22 protein-coding genes are annotated in these 18067 nt (G+C 73.1%); 15 read left to right on the forward strand and 7 right to left on the reverse strand.

Translation table 11 applies throughout. The features are described 5' to 3' along the window. Nucleotides 1-10 precede the first annotated feature (10 nt). On the reverse strand, nucleotides 11-781 hold the full coding sequence (locus tag AC5L35_RS33320) for a DedA family protein (protein WP_495063726.1): 771 nt from the start codon (nucleotides 779-781) through the stop codon (nucleotides 11-13). Nucleotides 782-877: 96 nt separating this feature from the next. On the opposite strand from AC5L35_RS33320, the gene AC5L35_RS33325 reads away from it, so the two are divergent. Then, a complete protein-coding gene (locus tag AC5L35_RS33325; protein ID WP_495063727.1) occupies nucleotides 878-1663 on the forward strand; it encodes an isoprenyl transferase in 786 nt (261 codons plus the stop codon). After that, nucleotides 1660-2064 carry a hypothetical protein gene (locus AC5L35_RS33330; protein WP_495063728.1) on the forward strand — a complete coding sequence of 135 codons (405 nt, stop codon included), beginning with the start codon at nucleotides 1660-1662 and terminating at the stop codon, nucleotides 2062-2064. Before AC5L35_RS33325 ends, AC5L35_RS33330 begins: the two co-directional genes overlap by 4 nt. 21 nt (nucleotides 2065-2085) lie before the next feature. On the opposite strand, the gene AC5L35_RS33335 is transcribed toward AC5L35_RS33330, so the two are convergent. From AC5L35_RS33335 to AC5L35_RS33345, 3 genes are all read right to left on the reverse strand, one after another. Beyond that, nucleotides 2086-2697, reverse strand: coding sequence for a hypothetical protein (locus AC5L35_RS33335; RefSeq protein ID WP_495063729.1), 612 nt, complete (start codon nucleotides 2695-2697; stop codon nucleotides 2086-2088). A gap of 74 nt (nucleotides 2698-2771) precedes the next feature. Continuing rightward, nucleotides 2772-3191, reverse strand: coding sequence for a Fur family transcriptional regulator (locus AC5L35_RS33340; protein ID WP_495063730.1), 420 nt, complete (start codon nucleotides 3189-3191; stop codon nucleotides 2772-2774). Beyond that, nucleotides 3188-3601, reverse strand: coding sequence for an ArsR/SmtB family transcription factor (locus AC5L35_RS33345; RefSeq protein ID WP_495063731.1), 414 nt, complete (start codon nucleotides 3599-3601; stop codon nucleotides 3188-3190). The genes AC5L35_RS33340 and AC5L35_RS33345 overlap by 4 nt, the downstream gene beginning before the upstream one ends. A 98-nt stretch (nucleotides 3602-3699) precedes the next feature. On the opposite strand from AC5L35_RS33345, the gene AC5L35_RS33350 reads away from it, so the two are divergent. Then, a complete protein-coding gene (locus AC5L35_RS33350; RefSeq protein ID WP_495063732.1) occupies nucleotides 3700-4026 on the forward strand; it encodes an antibiotic biosynthesis monooxygenase family protein in 327 nt (108 codons plus the stop codon). Nucleotides 4027-4096: 70 nt separating this feature from the next. Here the strand turns inward: AC5L35_RS33350 and AC5L35_RS33355 are convergent, their stop codons facing one another. Then, on the reverse strand, nucleotides 4097-5017 hold the full coding sequence (locus AC5L35_RS33355) for a type IV toxin-antitoxin system AbiEi family antitoxin domain-containing protein (protein WP_495063733.1): 921 nt from the start codon (nucleotides 5015-5017) through the stop codon (nucleotides 4097-4099). 241 nt (nucleotides 5018-5258) lie between these two features. Here AC5L35_RS33355 and AC5L35_RS33360 point away from each other — a divergent pair, with 241 nt between their 5' ends. The 8 genes from AC5L35_RS33360 (at nucleotide 5259) to AC5L35_RS33395 (ending at nucleotide 13337) form a co-directional block, all read left to right on the forward strand. Next, on the forward strand, nucleotides 5259-6656 hold the full coding sequence (locus AC5L35_RS33360; protein ID WP_495063734.1) for a glycine--tRNA ligase: 1398 nt from the start codon (nucleotides 5259-5261) through the stop codon (nucleotides 6654-6656). A gap of 139 nt (nucleotides 6657-6795) precedes the next feature. Continuing rightward, nucleotides 6796-7728, forward strand: a complete 933-nt coding sequence (locus AC5L35_RS33365) for an ABC transporter ATP-binding protein (protein ID WP_495063735.1) — start codon at nucleotides 6796-6798, stop codon at nucleotides 7726-7728. 2 nt (nucleotides 7729-7730) lie between these two features. Then, nucleotides 7731-8456, forward strand: coding sequence for an ABC transporter permease (locus AC5L35_RS33370; protein ID WP_495063736.1), 726 nt, complete (start codon nucleotides 7731-7733; stop codon nucleotides 8454-8456). Nucleotides 8457-8490: 34 nt separating this feature from the next. Further along, on the forward strand, nucleotides 8491-9648 hold the full coding sequence (locus AC5L35_RS33375) for a sensor histidine kinase (RefSeq protein WP_495063737.1): 1158 nt from the start codon (nucleotides 8491-8493) through the stop codon (nucleotides 9646-9648). Next, nucleotides 9645-10250, forward strand: a complete 606-nt coding sequence (locus tag AC5L35_RS33380; RefSeq protein ID WP_495063738.1) for a response regulator — start codon at nucleotides 9645-9647, stop codon at nucleotides 10248-10250. Before AC5L35_RS33375 ends, AC5L35_RS33380 begins: the two co-directional genes overlap by 4 nt. A 55-nt stretch (nucleotides 10251-10305) precedes the next feature. Next, nucleotides 10306-11349 carry an XdhC family protein gene (locus AC5L35_RS33385; RefSeq protein ID WP_495063739.1) on the forward strand — a complete coding sequence of 348 codons (1044 nt, stop codon included), beginning with the start codon at nucleotides 10306-10308 and terminating at the stop codon, nucleotides 11347-11349. A 62-nt stretch (nucleotides 11350-11411) separates the two neighbouring features. After that, nucleotides 11412-12065, forward strand: a complete 654-nt coding sequence (locus tag AC5L35_RS33390; RefSeq protein WP_495063793.1) for a YdcF family protein — start codon at nucleotides 11412-11414, stop codon at nucleotides 12063-12065. Between the two features lie 3 nt (nucleotides 12066-12068). After that, on the forward strand, nucleotides 12069-13337 hold the full coding sequence (locus tag AC5L35_RS33395) for a deoxyguanosinetriphosphate triphosphohydrolase (protein WP_495063740.1): 1269 nt from the start codon (nucleotides 12069-12071) through the stop codon (nucleotides 13335-13337). A 4-nt stretch (nucleotides 13338-13341) separates the two neighbouring features. Here the strand turns inward: AC5L35_RS33395 and AC5L35_RS33400 are convergent, their stop codons facing one another. Further along, a complete protein-coding gene (locus AC5L35_RS33400) occupies nucleotides 13342-13737 on the reverse strand; it encodes a PPOX class F420-dependent oxidoreductase (RefSeq protein ID WP_495063741.1) in 396 nt (131 codons plus the stop codon). A 128-nt stretch (nucleotides 13738-13865) separates the two neighbouring features. Between AC5L35_RS33400 and AC5L35_RS33405 the strand changes: the two genes are divergently transcribed. Further along, entirely contained in the window at nucleotides 13866-14432 is a 567-nt protein-coding gene (locus tag AC5L35_RS33405) for a carboxymuconolactone decarboxylase family protein (protein WP_495063742.1), read from the forward strand. A 96-nt stretch (nucleotides 14433-14528) separates the two neighbouring features. Here the strand turns inward: AC5L35_RS33405 and sigJ are convergent, their stop codons facing one another. Continuing rightward, nucleotides 14529-15416, reverse strand: a complete 888-nt coding sequence (sigJ, locus tag AC5L35_RS33410) for an RNA polymerase sigma factor SigJ (RefSeq protein ID WP_495063743.1) — start codon at nucleotides 15414-15416, stop codon at nucleotides 14529-14531. A 56-nt stretch (nucleotides 15417-15472) separates the two neighbouring features. On the opposite strand from sigJ, the gene AC5L35_RS33415 reads away from it, so the two are divergent. The 3 genes from AC5L35_RS33415 (at nucleotide 15473) to AC5L35_RS33425 (ending at nucleotide 18025) form a co-directional block, all read left to right on the forward strand. Further along, nucleotides 15473-16156, forward strand: coding sequence for an ABC transporter ATP-binding protein (locus AC5L35_RS33415; protein WP_495063744.1), 684 nt, complete (start codon nucleotides 15473-15475; stop codon nucleotides 16154-16156). After that, nucleotides 16153-17547, forward strand: coding sequence for a DUF6297 family protein (locus tag AC5L35_RS33420; RefSeq protein ID WP_495063745.1), 1395 nt, complete (start codon nucleotides 16153-16155; stop codon nucleotides 17545-17547). Before AC5L35_RS33415 ends, AC5L35_RS33420 begins: the two co-directional genes overlap by 4 nt. 259 nt (nucleotides 17548-17806) lie before the next feature. After that, nucleotides 17807-18025 (forward strand): hypothetical protein, encoded by a 219-nt coding sequence (locus AC5L35_RS33425; RefSeq protein ID WP_495063746.1) that lies wholly within the window; start codon nucleotides 17807-17809, stop codon nucleotides 18023-18025. Nucleotides 18026-18067: the final 42 nt, after the last annotated feature.

Below are 18067 nucleotides of genomic sequence, written 5' to 3' on the forward strand. Positions count from 1 at the left end.
CGGCCGGAGGCTACTGGTGCGGCCCGCGCCGCGGCGGCGGCCGGAGCGGGCCCGGCTGGACCACCGGGATCCGCTCGGTGGGCGCAGCCGCGGAGACCACGGGGATCTGCTCGGTGGGGCTGTCGTCGGTCAGCGCGGCAGCCTCGTCCTGGCCGCCCTGCTGCCTGCGTCGCGACACCCGTTTCGCGACGAACACGATCACGGCCAGCACGATCGCCACGAGCACCACCTTCGAGGCGATCCCGGCGTAGCTCTCGACGATGTGCCAGTTCTCGCCGAGCGTGTACCCGGCGAGCACGAACGCGGTGTTCCAGATCAGGCTCCCCGCTGCGGTGAGTGCGGCGAACAGCGCGGGGTTCATGCGCTCGACCCCGGCGGGCACCGAGATGAGGCTGCGCACCAGCGGCACCATCCGGCCGAGGAACACGGCCTTCGCGCCGTGCCGGGCGAACCACTCCTCGGCCTTGTCGACGTCGCGCAGGTTCACCAGCGGCATCCGGTCGACGATCGCGCGCAGCCGGTCGCGGCCGAGCGCGGCGCCGATGCCGTACAGCACCAGGGCTCCGGCGAGCGAGCCGAGCGTGGTCCACACGATGGCGGCGACCACGCTCATCTCGCCTCGAGCAGCGGCGAAGCCGGCGAGTGGGAGGAAGACCTCGCTCGGGAGCGGGGGGAAGACGTTCTCGAGGGCGATGGCAAGTCCGACGCCAGGGGCGCCGAGGGCGTCCATCAGAGCGACGACCCAACCGACTATGCCGCCGGACTCAGGGGAGCTGGTCATGGATGAATGGTAGGAAAGTCCGATCCGCCGGTTACTGCGGCAATCGCCGGACGCGCCCTGCGGTGCGCCACACCCCCCGACGTAGGGTTGCCCGCCGTGGCCCGATTCCAGCCTCCGCCGCCGCATCCCTCGGGTGCGCGGCCCCCGGCGATCCCCTCCGAGTTCGTGCCGAACCACGTCGCCCTCGTCATGGACGGCAACGGTCGCTGGGCCAACGCCCGCGGACTACCCAGGATCGAGGGCCACCGGCGCGGCGAGGCATCCCTGATGGACGTCGCCCGCGGAGCGATCGACATCGGTGTCCGCTGGCTCTCGGCCTACGCCTTCTCCACGGAGAACTGGAAGCGCAGCCCCGACGAGGTGCGCTTCCTCATGGGCTTCAACCGCGACGTCATCCACCGTCGCGTCGACGAGATGCACGAGATGGGTGTGCGCGTCCGGTGGGCGGGCCGCCGGCCCCGGCTGTGGCGTTCGGTGGTCAAGGAACTGGAGATCGCCGAGGAGAAGACGAAGGACAACGACGTCCTCACCCTCACCATGTGCGTCAACTACGGCGGCCGCGCCGAGATCGCCGACTCCGTGCGGCAGATCGCCCGGCTCGTCGCCGACGGGCGGATCAAGCCCGACAAGATCGACGAGCGGACGATCGCGCGGTACCTCGACGAGCCGGACATGCCCGACGTCGACCTGTTCGTGCGGTCCTCCGGAGAGCAGCGCACGTCGAACTTCCTGCTCTGGCAGTCGGCCTACGCCGAGATGGTCTTCCTCGACACGCTGTTCCCCGACTTCGACCGCCGGCACCTGTGGGAGGCGATCGAGATCTACGCCCGCCGCGACCGCCGCTTCGGCGGAGCGCTCGACAAGCCGGGCACCGCGTCATGACCAGCGGCGGGATCCCGGAGATGCTCGACATCGCCCGCGCGGCGCTCGAGCGCTTCCACGACGTCACCGTCGACGACGACGGCGCTCTCACGTTCGCGCACGGCGGCGTCGTGTGCGCGCTGCAGGGCCTCGAACTGGAGGAGGGCCTGCCGGTTCTCAACCTCACCTGCGTGGTGGCGTGGGATCTCCCGGCGGAGTCCGACGTCCCGACCCGGGTGGCACTCGGCGCCGGTGAAGGGCTGTTCGGCACCCCGAGGGTGATCCGCGGCCAGAGCGGCTGGGACGTGACCCTGCGCTACGCCTTCCCGGCGAGCGGGCTCGACGAGAAGGCCATGGGCACGCTGTTGATGCTGGTCGTCAGCAGCGCGTCGAGCATGCGCACGGAGCTGACCGCCGACTGACCAGGCTCCCACCGGGATGCGTCAGGTCGACAGGTGCACCAGCGGCAGCGCGCTGAGCTGTGCAGGCGAGAGCTTCCCGGCCGCGCCGAGCACCCGGCTCTGGGCCTCCTGCATCCGCGCGTCGACGAGCCCGCTCAGTGCGTAGGCCACCCGGCCGAGCAGGCGCACCGTGGTGTCGTCGACGAGCGGGCGCGGCGCCGAGACCACCGCGACGCCCGTGGGCCTGCCGTCGTTGGCCTGCGCCGCGCCGATCGTGAACGACTCACGCGGGTTGACGTGCCGCGACGCGTAGTGGTCGCGCAGCTTCTTGACCATCCCGTGGAACTCGCCGACGTCGCCGTCGAGTTCGAGCCTGCCCAGGTCGTCCTCGGTGAGGAGACCCGCCCGGCCGGAGAAGCACCGGACGTAGCCGATCAGCGCTCCCGTCCACAGCGCCTCGACCAGCGCCGGGTCCGGCCGCGGCGCGGCCAGCGCCGAGACCAGGTGCTCGCAGCAGCGCAGCACGTACTGGAGGTCCTCGAACACCGCGGCGAGACCGGCCAGCTCCGCGGACTCCGCACCGTCGAGCCTGCGCACCGTGCTCGGTGCGGTGGCTGTGGCCGTCCCGTTGCCGCCTGCCACGTCGTCCGCCATGAGCGCCTCCTTGCGTCGCCGCGGACGCTAGCGGCCGCGGGACGCGCCGGATGTGTCGTTCTGAGACGAGACGCTCAGCGGGTGCCGCAGTCCTTGCACAGGCCGAAGATCTCCGCCGTGTGGCTGAGCTCCACGAACCCGTGGCTGTCGGCCACGCGCTGCGCCCAGCTCTCCACGTCGGGGCCCTCGATCTCCACCGTGTAGCCACAGCGGCGGCACACCAGGTGGTGGTGGTGGTCGGCGGTGTCGCACCGCCGGTACACGGCCTCGCCGGTGCCGGTGCGCAGCACGTCCACCTCGCCGCCGTCGGCGAGCGTCTGCAGCGTGCGGTAGACGGTGGTGAGCCCGATCCCCTCACCGAGGCGGCGGAGCTCCTCGTGGATCTCCTGGGCCGAGCGGAAGTCGTCGAGCCGGTCGAGCAGCGCCGACACCGCGGCTCGCTGCCTCGTGGCCCGCAGCGCCCGCGTCGTAGGCGCCTGCCCCGTCACACTCATCGGTCCCCCTCCTCGACGTGAGCCACCGCGTCGACGACGATGTGCGCGAGGTGGTCGTCCACGAGCGAGTAGACCACCTCGCGGCCCTGCCGGTCACCCTGCACCACACCGGCCGACTTGAGCACCCGCAGATGCTGACTGATGAGCGGTTGGGTGACCCCCAGCGCGTCGACGAGATCGTGCACGCACCGGTCGGACTCCAGCAGTTGGAGCACGATGGCGATGCGGACGGGAGCGGCGAGCGCCCGCAGCAGGTCGCCTGCTGCCGAGAGGGTGCGCGGGGTGTGCACGGGTGCGGGCGCAGTGGTGCCGTGTGCCGTGGGGTGCACAGCCGACCGGTCACCGACCTGGGCGTACGCGGCCTCATCGGCGGACGCGCCGGCCGGCCCGGCACCAGCGACGATCGACATTGGTCCCCATCCCCGGAAGCGGCGGCCACGCCCCCCGATGGTCCTGCACTCCGGTGGCCGCTGGCTCCATCGTAGGCGTCCGGTGGCATGCTCCGTTCGTGCTGCTCGTCTGCCGGTTCGTGGCCGCTCCCACCGCCGCTCCCGCGCTCCTCGCGCGGGCCGGCCGGGCGCTGGAGCTCCTCACCGCAGCCGACGGCTGTCTGGGCGGGGAGCTGGGTCGCTCGGTGGACGAGCCCGACCAGTGGGTGCTGGTCGTCCGGTTCGCATCGGTGCACGCCTACCGCCGCGCACTGAGCCCGTTCGAGGTGCGCGAGCACGTGGTGCCCCTGCTCTCGGAGGCGGAGACGACCACGGAGTCGACCTTCGAGACACTGCTGGAAGCAAAAGACGGCACCACACAGACCCACAGCAGCCTCCTGGCCTGAGCCGCGCGCTGGGTGTGTTCGTCGCAGAGGCCGTGGGCCCTGCGAGGAACGCAGCGAGCGCGCGTTGCGCTCAGCCTGCGTCGAACGCGAGCCGCAGCCGCTTGGCCACGGGCTCGAAGTGGTCCAGGTCGTCCCAGCCCCACCGCCGCACCCGCAGGTCCTCGTCACGGATGGCGTCCTCGCGCCGCTTCTCCGCCACGACGACCTCGGCCGGAACCTGGCCGGGTTGCAGCAGCCTGCCGTACTTCACCAGCCCGTCGAACTCGCCGACCGTCCTCAGCTTCGGCCACCCGAAGTCGACCCGCGCGATCGCCGTCCCGCCGGCGGACAGGACCACGTACTGCGGAACGGGCGCCGGCAGACCCGCCCGCTGAAGCGCGACGCGGCTGCGCGACTCGCCAGGGCTCTCGCTCCGCCCGTCGGCGAACGCGACGACCCGCCGCGCCGCGGTGTTGCCGCGACGGTGGGACGACCGCTCCACAGCATCGGCCAGAGCCGCCCGCGTGACGAGCCCGCGGTGCAGGGCGGCATCGGCCGACACCACCGCAGGCTCGAACGGCAGGTGGCGGGCGAGGTCGGCGATCGTCCTCGCCACCGAGGTGACGGCGATGCCGTCCACGAGGACGATCTCGTCGGGCTCGAGAGCGGCCGCGTGGAGGTGCAGGAACCGGCTGCGGCGGCCACCGGAGCGGCGGTTGCGGGTGACGTGGACCCGGTCGAGCGGTGCCGACCACAGCGGCAGGCCGTGGAGCACCGCGGCGGACACGTGGCTCATCACCGCACCAGGAGCGATCTGCTGCACCGCAGCCCGGATCGCCAGCTCGTGCCGCGTCGCCGGATCGTCCGGCCCCGCATCGGTGGCCCGTATGTAGACGCCCGGGCGCACGGTGACCAGCCGGCCCTGCGCCCGCCACCGGCGCAGCTCCTCGTCGGTGAAACCGGCCGCCAGCAGGCGGGGCCGGACGACGAGCGCCGGGTTCTCCCTCTGCATGATCCCCAGCTTGGGGCGTCGGCAGCCGGTCCAGAACCCCCACGTGCCCGCCTGTGGACAACCGGCCGGAACGCGCTTCCCGGGGAAAGTCCGCTCCGCGCGCCGGATACGGTCTGCACACGGCCCACGGGCTCTGCGAGGAGCACGCGCCCCCTGCGAAGACCGTGTGGGAAAGCCGCTGGCACTGCCTCGCTACCCTGGAGGCTCGTTCGCCCTTTCCCCCGCCCAGGAGTACAGCCTCGTGGCCAGCAAGCCGAGCTCCGCCAAGATCGACACCATCGTCGCGCTCGCGAAGCGCCGCGGCTTCGTCTTCGCCTCCGGTGAGATCTACGGCGGTACCCGTTCGGCCTGGGACTACGGGCCCCTCGGCGTGGAGCTGAAGGAGAACATCAAGCGGCAGTGGTGGCGGTACATGGTCACCGGCCGCGAGGACGTCGTGGGCCTCGACAGCTCGGTGATCCTGCCGCGCCAGGTGTGGGTGGCGTCCGGCCACGTCGGTGTCTTCACCGACCCGCTGGTGGAGTGCCTGAGCTGCCACCGCCGGTTCCGGGCCGACCAGCTCGCCGAGGAGTACAGCGAGCGCACCGGCAAGGACGTCGCCGAGGACGACCTGTCCGACGTGCCCTGCCCCAACTGTGGCACGCGCGGCCAGTACACCGAGCCCCGCGACTTCAACATGATGCTCAAGACCTACCTCGGCCCGGTGGAGTCCGAGGACGGTCTGCATTATCTGCGGCCGGAGACGGCGCAGGGCATCTTCGTCAACTTCCTCAACGTGCAGACCACGTCGCGCAAGAAGCCGCCGTTCGGCATCGGCCAGATGGGCAAGAGCTTCCGCAACGAGATCACGCCGGGCAACTTCATCTTCCGCACGCGCGAGTTCGAGCAGATGGAGATGGAGTACTTCGTCGAGCCGGGCACCGACGAGGAGCTGCACCAGTACTGGATCGACGAGCGCACCAACTGGTACACCGACCTGGGGATCTCGCCGGACAACCTGCGGCACTACGAGCACCCCAAGGAGAAGCTGTCCCACTACTCGAAGCGCACCGTCGACATCGAGTACCGGTTCGGCTTCACGGGCCAGGAGTGGGGCGAGCTCGAGGGCATCGCCAACCGCACCGACTTCGACCTGACCACGCACTCCAACCACTCCGGCGTCGACCTGTCGTTCTACGACCAGGCGTCGGGCACGCGGTACCGGCCGTACGTGATCGAGCCGGCGGCGGGCGTCGGTCGCTCGATGATGGCGTTCCTCATCGAGGCCTACACCGAGGACGAGGCACCCAACGCCAAGGGTGGCGTCGACAAGCGGGTGGTGCTGCGGCTGGACCGGCGGCTCGCGCCGGTCAAGGCTGCCGTGCTCCCGCTGTCGCGCAACGCCGACCTGTCGCCCAAGGCCCGGGACCTGGCCGCCACCCTGCGCAAGCACTGGAACGTCGAGTTCGACGACGCCGGCGCGATCGGGCGCCGCTACCGCCGCCAGGACGAGATCGGCACGCCGTTCTGCATCACGGTCGACTTCGACACGCTCACCGACCAGGCCGTCACCATCCGCGAGCGCGACTCGATGACGCAGGAACGGGTGGCGCTCGACCAGGTCGAGAGCTACCTGGCCGCCCGCCTGCTGGGCTGCTGACCGGCCTCTGAACCAACGGCGCGCTCGTCCGGCAGGTCCGGGCGGGTGCGCCGTTCGTCGTTCTCCCTGACATTCGTCATGATCAGCTCATGACGGGCGATCCGGGTCCGGGCAGGGACGCGGCGGCAGTCTCATCCGCATGACGAGATCCGCTCCCGCACGACCCCCGACGGCCGTCACCGCCGGTGCGGCCGTGTCGATCCAGGACCTGCACCGCAGCTACGGCGGGGTGCGCGCGGTCGACGGCGTCGACCTCACGATCGCCCCCGGCGAGGTGGTGGCGCTGCTCGGGCCCAACGGTGCCGGCAAGTCGACGACGATCGACATCCTGCTCGGGCTCTCCCGCGCCGACTCCGGCGACGTCCGGCTGTTCGGGCGGACGCCGCGGCAGGCGGTGGTCGACGGGCTGGTCGGGGCGATGCTGCAGTCCGGCGGCATCCCGGACGACGTGACGGTGGCGGAGGTCGTGCGATTGACGGGCGCGCTCTTCCCGAAGCCGCTGTCCGTGGCGGACGCGCTGGGCCGGGCCGGCGTCGCCGACGTGGCCGGCCGGCGCTACGGGCGGCTCTCGGGCGGGCAGAAGCAGCGGGTGCGGTTCGCGGCCGCACTCGTCTGCGATCCGGACCTGCTCGTGCTCGACGAGCCGACCGTCGCGATGGACGTGCAGGCCAGGCGCGAGTTCTGGACGGCCATGCGCAACTACACGCGAACCGGGCGCACCGTGCTGTTCGCCACGCACTACCTCGCTGAGGCGGAGGAGTATGCCGACCGGGTCGTGCTGCTGCGGAAGGGCAAGGTGGTGGCCGACGGCAGCGTGGCGCAGGTCCGGGCGCTCGCCGCCGGCCGGATTATCGCCGCGACCGTGCCCGGGACCGTCCCGGCTGCGCTGGCCGCTCTGCCCGGGGTGACGCAGGTGCATGTCGACGGACCGCGGGCCCGCCTGGAGTGCTCCGACTCCGACACCACGCTCCGCGCACTCATCAGCGCCTACCCGCAGGCCTGTGACATCGAGGTCTCCGCGCGTGGCCTCGAGGACGCGTTCGTCGCCCTGACCACATCGGAGGAGAACTGACCATGGCTGCTCTGTTGCTCTCCGAGGTGCGCAGGCTCCTGCGGTCACCGCGGTTCCTGATCTTCACGGTGGGCTTCCCGGTCGTCTACCTGATCGTCTTCACCGGGATCTTCGCCACCGGGCCGGACGCGGCGGCCGCCACCGTCGTCCTGATGGTCAACATGGCTGCGTTCGGCGCGATCTCGGCGTCGATCAGCACGGGTGGACGGGTGGCGGTGGAGCGCAGCATCGGCTGGAACCGCCAGCTGCGGCTGACCCCGCTGCCCGCATGGGGGTACGTCGCCACCAAGGCGGCTGTCGCGATGCTGGTGGCACTGCCCGCGCTCCTGCTGGTGTTCGCGGTGGCAGGGGTGGCGGAGGGGGTGCACCTCGACGTGCTCACCTGGGTCCGGGTGTTCCTCGCCGCGTGGATCGGGGTGCTGCCGTTCGCCGCGATCGGGCTGCTACTCGGCCTGGTCGCCACGCCGGACTCGGCGCAGGGCATGTCGACGGTGACGATGCTCCTGTTCAGTCTGCTGGGTGGGGTGCTGATCCCGGCGCAGGTGCTGCCGTCGGGGATGCTCACCGTGGCCCACCTGTTGCCCAGCTACTGGCTCACGACGATCGCGCAGGGACAGGCGTCCGGTAGCGCCCTGCCGATCGAGGGCGTGGCCGTCGTGCTGGGGTGGCTCCTGGTCGCGGGGGCTGCTGTCGCGGTCCGGTATCGGCGTGACGCCCTCCGGGTCTGATTCCGGGGCAGGGGACCGGGCTACGGTGATCGGCATGTCCTCGATCACCGGGGACGCGGACGAGCCGGTCCGCGATCCCACCCGGTTGAACCCCAAGCGGTGGTACCTGATGGCAGGCGGGTGGTCGCTCCTGCTCACACCGTGGCTGTACATCGGCGCCACGTCCGACCACTCGCTCCTCGTCCGGGTGCTGCTGGTGGCGACGGTCCTCGCCTACATCGCCTGCTACGTGCAGGGGCTGTTCGTGGCGATGCGCCGCAAGCAGCCGGCTTTCTCGGCAGCGCTCGTGCTCGTGATGGCCGCGCTCTGGGCGGTCATGGCGGCCGAGTTCGGGCCGCAGGACGGTGCGGTCTACACCGTCAGCTTCGTGATCGTGACGGTCATCGCACTGGTCCCGGCTCCGTGGACCGTCGCGGCGGCTGCGCTCGCGCTCGGCTGCGCGGTGGGGTTCGACTGGCTGGTCGGGGAGGGATTGACCGGCCCGGACATCGCCGGCATGGCCGCGATCAGCGTCGCGATGATGGTGCAGTTCCAGCTGATCCGGGCGAACTCCGAGCTGCGCGAGGCGCGTGAGGAGCTGGCCCGGCTGGCTGTGACGACGGAGCGGGAGCGGATGGCTCGGGACCTGCACGACGTGCTCGGGCACAGCCTCACGACGATCACGGTGAAGGCCGGGCTGGCCCGGCGGCTGCTGGAGAGCGGGGACGCCGGGCGGGCCGGTGAGGAGGTGACCGACGTCGAACAGCTCGGCAGGCAGGCACTGGCCGAGGTGCGCTCCACCGTGTCGGCCAACCGCGTGGCGTCGCTCGGTCGTGAGCTGGCCGGCGCCCGGGAGGCCCTGCGCGCCGCAGGAATCGAGGCCGACCTGCCGGCCGCCGTGGACGACGTACCGCCGGACCGGCAGCAGGCCTTCGCGCACGTGGTGCGGGAGGGCGTCACCAACACCATCCGGCACAGCGGGGCAGGCCGCTGCGCGGTGCGTCTCACGCCGACGTCGGTGGAGGTCGTCGACGACGGCGTCGGCAGCCCGCCCGGTACTCCCGAGGGCCACGGGATCAGCGGGCTCACCGAACGGCTCGCCGCTGTCGGCGGCCGCATCGATGCCGGCCCGGGGCCCACCGGCGGCTACCGCCTGCTGGCCGAGGTCCTCCCGCGAACCGCCGCCGTCCGGCTGAAGGAGTTGACCGGATGATCAAGGTGCTCCTCGCCGACGACCAGGCGCTCGTCCGGGGCGCGCTGGCGGCGATGCTCGGCCTGGAGCCCGACATCGAGGTGGTGGCCCAGGTCGGTTCGGGCACCGAGGTGGTGCCCGCCGCGCTGCGGACCGGGCCGGACGTCGCACTGCTCGACGTCCAGATGCCCGGTGGTGACGGCCTCACCGCCGCGGGCGCGCTGGGCTCGGCGCTTCCGGCGTGCCGCGTCGTCGTCCTCACGACCTTCGGCAGGCCCGGCTACCTGGCCCGCGCCATGCGTGCCGGAGCGTCGGGGTTCGTCGTGAAGGACGCCCCGCCCGAGCAGCTCGTGGACGCCGTCCGGCGGGTGCACGCCGGGCTGCGGGTGGTCGACCCGATCCTTGCCGCCGAGTCGCTCTCCAGCGGCACCAGCCCGCTCACCGACCGCGAGCGTGATGTCCTCGTCGCAGCCGCCGACGGATCCACGGTGGCCGCGGTGGCGGCGCGGCTGCACCTCTCGGAGGGCACGGTCCGGAACCACCTGTCCGCCGCCATCGGCAAGACCTCCGCCCGCACCCGCGCCGAGGCGGTGCGGCTCGCCGACGAACGCGGGTGGTTGTGACACGGCGCCTTCACGCGCCGCCGCAGCGTCGGTGCCTGTCGCTACCCTGGCGATCGTGACCGACGTGAGTACGGGCGCTCCGACCGCCTCGACCCGCACTTCCTCGCTCCACGAGCTCGGTGCCGCCCTACAGCGCTGGGCAGCCGACGGTGTCGGTGTCGTACGAGTGCTGGAGCGGCACGGGTTCGGCACCGTCGAAAGCGGTCAGCTGGTGGCCGCCACCGCGGCGGGGTCCGCGGCCGGAGTGGTCTACCGCGGCACGCTCGACGCGGCCGTGGTTCCCCTGGCCGCGGCGGCGGTCGACCGGGCTCACACGCGGGAGGCACACGTCAGCGAGGCCGACGCACTGGGTGCGGGGCTGGCCTGTGCCGGAGGCGCCACGCTGCTGGGCCATCCGCTACCGGCCGAGCAGGCCATCGCGCTGGGCGAGGCGCTGGAGCGTGGCACGTCCGCCGCCCTGATCTCCACCACCGACGGCGTCGGTGCACTCGTGCTCACCGGCCCCGAGCTGGAAGGGGTACACGGCGGCCTCGGCTCGCCCCGGCTCGACGCGGCGGCGGTGGAGGCGGCCCGCGGGCTGGTGCGGCGGGGGGCCACCGTCACCGAGCGGGTGGCGGCCGAGGGCGACGAACTGCTGGTCGACCTGTGGGTGCCGGTTCCCTCGGTGCTGGTGGCCGGGGCAGGCGCGATCGGCGACGCGTTGGTCGCCCAGTCCGAGCTGCTGGGGTGGAGCGCCCGCACCGAGACGGAGCTGTCCGCCGTCCGCGCTGCCGTCGCCGCCTTCACCGACGCCGACGTCCTCGTGCTGCTCGACCACGCCCCGTCGTTCGACGCCGTGCTCATCGACGGGCTGCGCCGCGGGCGCGGTTTCATCGGGGCGCTCGGCTCGCGGCGCACCCAGGCCGCGCGGCGGCAGCGGCTGCTGGCGGCCGGGCTCACCGAGCACGACCTGGCTGCGCTCCACGGACCCGTCGGGCTCGACCTGGGAGCGCGCACCCCGGCCGAGACCGCGGTGTCGATCGTCGCGCAGGTGGTGGCCGCCCGCTCCGGTCGCGCCGGCACGGCTCTCGCCGCCACAGAGAGCCGGATCGGCGGATGACCGAACCCGTCACGAGTCGGGTGCGCTCCCGCTCGGAGGCTCCGACCGAACCGATGCGCGGGATGCGCGATCTCGCGCCGGCCGAACGCGGCAGGCGCGGTCGCTGGGTGGTCCGGCTGCTGGTCGGGGGCCTCCTGATCGGCGGGATGATCATCGGCGGGACCGCGTTCCGCATCTGGCAGGTGGCGCGGGTCGACAACCGGCACCCGGTCGACGCCGTGGTGGTGCTCGGCGCCGCCCAGTACGACGGCGACCCCAGCTCCATCTTCGCGTCGCGGCTGCGGCACGCCGAGACGCTGTACGAGGACGGGCTGGCCCCGCGCATCATCACCACGGGGGGTGGGCGCCCTGGCGACGTCTACACCGAGGCCGAGGCCGGGCGCCGCTTCCTGATCGACCGGGGCGTGCCCCCGCAGGCCGTCATCGCGGTCGGGGAGGGTTCCGACACCCTCCTCAGCCTGCAGGCCGTCGCCGCGCGGGCGAAGCAGGACGGCTGGCACACCGCGGCGATCGTCAGCGACCCGTGGCACTCCCTGCGCGCCCGCATCATGGCCCGCGACAGCGGGCTGCAGGCCGAGACGTCGCCCACCCGCAGCGGACCGGTGGTGCAGACGCGCGAGACGCAGCTGCGCTACATCATCCGCGAGACCGGCGCGCTGCTGTACTACCGGCTCACGCACGCCTCCGCCGACACCCAGACCAGCGGGCTCGGCTGACCTGTGGCCGAGCGTCTACCTGGCTCCGGATGCGGCGGGTACACCGAGCACGACCGGGCCCGGCGCAGCACCGAGTCGCCCAAGGGCACCGGACACACCGAACGCCGCAGCCCGTTCTCGCGCGACCGCGCCCGGGTGCTGCACTCGGCCGCCCTGCGCAGGCTGGCCGGTAAGACGCAGGTCGTGGGCCCGGGGGAGGGGGCGGAGATCACCGGCGTGCCCCGCACCCGGCTGACCCACTCCCTGGAGGTCGCCCAGATCGGCCGCGGGGTCGCCGAGGAGCTGGGCTGCGATCCCGACATCGTCGACACGGCCGGGCTGGCCCACGACATCGGCCATCCGCCGTTCGGGCACAACGGTGAGCGGGCGCTCGACGAGTTCGGCGCGGCCTGCGGCGGGTTCGAGGGCAACGCGCAGACGCTCCGCATCCTCACCCGGCTGGAGCCGAAGATCGGCGGCAGCGGGCTGAACCTCACCCGCGCGTCGCTCGACGCGTCGTGCAAGTACCCGTGGGTGCGGCGGCCGGGCGACCGGAAGTACGGGGCCTACGTCGCCGACGCCGAGGTGTTCGCCTGGGTACGCGACGGCGCCCCGGGCGACCGGCGGTGCCTCGAGGCGCAGGTCATGGACTGGTCCGACGACGTCGCCTACTCCGTGCACGACGTCGAGGACGGCATCGTGAGCGGCCGCATCGACCTCGCCGCCCTCGGGTCACGCACGGAGCGCGCCGCCGTGGTGGAGCTGGCGGCCACCCACTTCGGGGTCTCCACCGCCGCGCTCGCCGAGGCCGCCGACGCGCTGCTCGCCCTCCCCGTGGTGGCCGCGGTGCGCGGCTTCTCGTCGGCCACGGCCACGGGGGTCGCGCACATGGCGCTCAAACGGCTCACCAGCGAGCTGGTCGGCCGGTTCGCTCTGGCCGCCATCGACGCCACCCGAGCGGCGCACGGGGCCGGCGAGCTGTCCCGCTACGGCGCCGACCTGGTGGTCCCGTCCCCCGCCGCGGCGGAGGTGGCTCTGCTCAAGGCCGTGGCGCTGCGGTACGTGATGAGCGACCCCGAGCGGCTCGCGATGCAGGCCCGGCAGCGGGAGCTGCTTGCCGAGCTCGGCTCGGCCCTGCTGGCGAAGGCCCCGGACTCGCTCGACCCGCTGTTCGCCGAGGACTGGGCCGGCGCCGCCGACGACGCCGCGAGGCTGCGCGTGGTGCTGGACCAGATCGCGGTGCTCACCGACCAGCAGGCGGTGGCCCGCCACCTCGCGACGTCCCGCCGCTGACCGCCTACTCGAAGCTCACCGACTCCGGACGGACGACGAGCACCACCCGGGACGGGGCGTCCGCCGGCGGCTCGTCGAACGTCATCGAGTAGCGGTCGGCGAGCTCGCCGAAGAACGCGGCCGTCGGGTCGGGATCGACCCTTTCCACCTGTCCCCGGATCTCCAGGTGACGCGGCGGCCGCTCCGGGTCGTCGATCGAGAAGGCCACCCGCGGGTCGGCCTGCACGTTGCGGTACTTCTGCCGCCGCGAGGTGTGGGTGAACCGCAGGTAGGTCCCGTCCCAGGAGAACCACATCGGGCTCACCTGTGGTGCCCCGTCCGCCCGGACGGTGGCCAGGTGCCCGATCAGCGGGCGTGCCAGCAGGTCGAGGTGGGTCTCGGGAATCACGGAACCGGTCATGACGACAACGCTAGGAGCCTCGACGGCTGGACACCGCGTGGAACTGCGGTGATGCCGCTCTCGTCACGGATCGCGACGCTGCCTCGTCCCACTGCTGACGAGCCGCATCGGACGGTCCAGGAGGACACATGAGCGCACGAATCCCGGGAGTTCCTACCGAGGAGGCCGGACCGGTGGGCCGGCTGCTGTACCGCCTGATGCGACGGCGGTTCGGGGACGTCCCGGAGCCGTTCGCGGTGCTGCGCCACCACCCGCGCCTGTTCCGGGCCTCCCTGGTCGCCGAACTGGCCTACGAGCGGGCGGCGACGGTGCTGCCCGCCCGGCTCCGCGAGCTCGCGGTCTACCGGGTGGCGACCGTCGTAGGCTGCTCGTGGTGCGTCGACTTCGGCACGATGCTGCAGCGGCTGGACGGGCTCGACGTCGAACGGCTCGAGCACATCGACGAGTACCTGACGCACCCGCTCTACGAGCCGGTCGAGCGGCTCGCGCTCGCCTACGCCGACGCGATGACGGCCACCCCGCCGACCGTCACCGACGCGCAGGTCGCCCGCCTGGAGGCCGAGCTGGGGCGGGCCGGGCTGGTGGAGCTCACCCACTCCATCGCGCTGGAGAACATGCGTGCCCGCGCCTACCACGCCCTCGGCATCGTCGACCAGGGGTTCGACACGGCGTGCCAGGTACGCCTGCCCGGCTGACCGCCCCGCCCCGCCCCGCCCCCACCCCCGCGAGTCGCCCGTTCCGTGCCCGCGAGTCGCCCGTTTCGCGTGCGCGAGTCGCCCGTCTCAAGGGGGTCAGGCCGGGAGGCGTTCCAGCTTCTCGGGGTTGAGCATCAGGTAGACGGCCGTGATCAGGCCGTCCTGGATGGTGACGACCGTGATCCCCTGCCCGGTGTCTCCGTAGGCCGGGGTCCGGAACCCGAGGTCGCCGTTGACCTCGACCGGGCTCCAGCCGGTGGCCAGTTCGTCGCCGTAGCGGTCGAGCAGGCCGAGCAGCAGGCGGGTGAGCTTGTCGGCGCCGACGATGGTGCGGCGAGCGGCCTTGGTCTTCCCGTTCGAGTCGGTGACCCACTGGGCGTCGGGGTGCAGCAGGGCGAGCAGCGCGGGGCCGTCGGCGCGGGAGATCGCCTCGGCGAAGCGGCCGAGAACAGCGCGCTGCTCGGCCGTGGCCACCCGTGGCGGCGGGTCGGCCGCGGCCACGAGGCGCCGGGCCCGCGTCGCGTGCTGGCGTGCGGTGGCCTCCGAGCAGCCGAGCACGTCGGCGATCTGGGAGAAGGGCAGCGCGAGCGCGTCGTGCAGCACGAACGCCACCCGCTGCGGCGGTGACAGCCGCTCCAGGACGACCATCGCGGCCATCCGCACGCCCTCGTCGCGCACGACGGCGGCGAGCGGTTCGTCCGAGTCACCGCTGGTCAGGAGGGGCTCGGGCAGCCACGGCCCGACGTAACGCTCACGCCGTACGGCGGCGGAGCGCAACCGGTCGAGGCAGAGCCGCCCGACCACGGTGGTGAGCCACGCACGTTCGTCGCGCAGTTCGGTGCGGACGTCGTCGTCCAGCCCGGCGAGGCGCAGCCACGCCTCCTGCACGGCGTCCTCGGCGTCGGCGAGGCTGCCGGTGATGCGGTACCCCACGCGGATCAGGTGTGCCCGGTGCTGCTCGAAGCTCTCGACCCCCGTGTCCACGCCACGAGAACCTACGCGGGTCCGGCCTCCCGTTGCAGCAAAGCCACGATCATGCAATGACGTTGCCGCAACGTGGCTTTGCTGCAACGAGGGACGCGGCTGCTACCGTCGCGGCCCGGGGGGTGAACCGCGTGCTGGTGGTGGACGGCCTGGTCCGGCAGTTCGGCACAGCCGTGGTGCTGGCGGGTGTCGGCTTCTCGCTCGGCCCCGGCCGGGCGGCTGCGGTCGTCGGCCCGAACGGCGCGGGCAAGACCACGTTGCTGCGCTGTGTCGTCGGCGCCGACCGGCCCGACCACGGCGAGGTGCTCCTGGACGGCAACGAGCTGCGGGAGGACGACCCGCGCTCCAGGGCAGCGGTCGCGAGCGTGCTCGACGACGTCGAGTTCTTCCCGGACCTCTCGGTCGCCGAGCATCTCGACCTGCTCGCGCGGGCGCACGGCGTGGAGCCCGACACCGAGCCGGTGCTCGCCGAGCTGGGTCTGGAGGCGCTGGCCGACCGCACGCCGGTGGGGCTTTCCAGCGGGGAACGCAGGCGGCTGGCCCTGGCCTCCTGCTTCGTCCGCCCGCGCCGGCTGCTCGTGCTGGACGAACCCGAGCAGCGGCTCGACGCCGCGGGCCGGCAGTGGCTGGTGGAGCGGCTCGAGCGGGAGAAGGCCGCCGGCTGTGCGGTGCTGTTCGCCTCGCACGACGCTGCCGTCGTCGAGGCGGTGGCCGACGAGACGGTCGAGCTGGGCGCGTGACAACGGCCCCGCTCGTGCACGTGCCCCCAGCCAGGCAGCTGCGCGCGGAACTGGCCCGTGTCCGGCGCGCCCGGCGGGCGGCCACCAAGGACGGGCCGGGGAGCGACTGGTACACGCCGCTGCTCGCCGTGTTCGTGCTCGGTGGGTTGCTGGTGCAGGGCCTGCGCCGGGTGATGGGGGCCGAGGCATCCCCGCTGCCGCACGCGCCACACGTCGGGCTGCTGCTCGGTGCCGTCGGACTCGTGCTGGCGGGCATGGTGCTGCGGGCGGCCCTGGCCCTCGGCCCGATGCTGGCCGGCCCGGCGGTCCGGCACTGGGTGCTCTCCGGCGTCGTCGACCGCGGGGCGATGCTCAGGCCGCGGCTCGCCGCCGCTGCTGCGGGCGGGGCGGTGGTCGGAGCCGGCGTCGGAGCGCTCGCGGCGATCGTCGTGGCCGGGACGGTGCCGCCGTGGTGGATGGCGGTGTGGTGGTCGGCCACCGGGGCAGGGGTCGCGGTCGCGCTCGTCGCCGCGGCCGTCGTGTGGCAGGCCGGCAGCCCCCGTGCCGGACGCGCCACAGGCGTCGGGCTCGTGGCCGCCGGGGGCGTGCTCGCCGTGATCGCGCTGCTGGTCCCGCGCTCGACCACGGTCCCGTCCGTCCCGGCCACCGACACGGCCGTCGTCGCGTGGGCAGCGGCGGTGGTCCTGTTCGTCGTCGCGCGGCGGCGGCTCACCGTCCTGGACCGCGCGGCACTGGGCGCGGGAAGCGGCCTCGCCGCCGCCGTCCAGGCGGCGGGAACGTTCATCGAGCCGGGGCTGCTGCTCGGCCTGCTGGAGGAGCGGCGGTGGCGGTCCGCCCGCCGCGGCCGTTCACGCCGCGGCCTGGGCCACCGATCCCTCGCGCTGCTGCACTCCGACCTGCGCCGCGCACTGCGCACCCCCGGCGCGCTGACGCTCGGGGCGGGCCTGCTGGTCGTGTCCTACGCCGCGGCCGCGATCCTGCCCCACGTGGCCGTGGGACCCGTCGTCGCCATCGCCGCCTACGCGATCGCCAGCCGGGTGGCCGCGGGGCTGCGTGCCGTCACCCGCTCCGCCGCGCTACGGCGCGCACTCGGCGGCACCGACGGGACGCTGACCCTGCTGCACCTCGTCGCGCCCCTCGTGGTCGCCGCCCTGTGGACCGCGGCCGTACTGCCCGCGCTGCTCCCGGTGAACCCCCTCGCCGTGGTCCTGATCCCCATCGGGGCGGTTGCCGTGGTCGAACGGTCGGCCACCCGGCCGCCGCCCGACTACGGCGCGGCAGTGTTCGACACCGGGTTCGGCGCGGTGCCGATCGACCTGGTGCGGCAGTTGGTGCGTGGCCCCGCGTTGCTGGCAGGACTCGCCGCGATCCAGCTGCTCCTGGCGGTGTGAACGCACCCGGCGGGACCAGCTGGGTGGTCAGCAGGCGCGGCGACCCGGCGAGTCGCCCGTTTCGGGCGCGCGAGTCGCCGTTTCCTGCTGCCGCCCGACCACGGTGACAGCGATGTGGTCCCGTAATGCTGTTTTGTGGCCGCAGCTACCGCGTTATGTGTCCATGACGCGGCGGGGTCGGCCGAAGGGCCGAGGATTCTCGGCGGATCCGTACCTCCGGCCGAGGTGCTTCTCAGGTTCCCCGGCGCAGGGTGGAGGTATGAGCTTCTCGGTCGTCCTCGCCATCATCGGCGTTGTGGCGGGCATCGGGTTGATGCTGGTCATGGCCGTTGTGCCGCTGCTCACCGACCGGCACCGGCCCCACTCCGACCGGCCGGCGGCGGCGAGCACCACCGTCCCGGTCCCGGTCCCGCGTGGGTCGAACGGCTGCATGCCGATCTCCACCCGCCCGGCCGGGTTGCGCGCGGCGCCGCGCTGACCCCGCCCGGGCGCCGTTCGCGGCGCGTGGTGATCTCGGGCG

Source organism: Pseudonocardia sp. OZ21 (assembly GCF_059359135.1).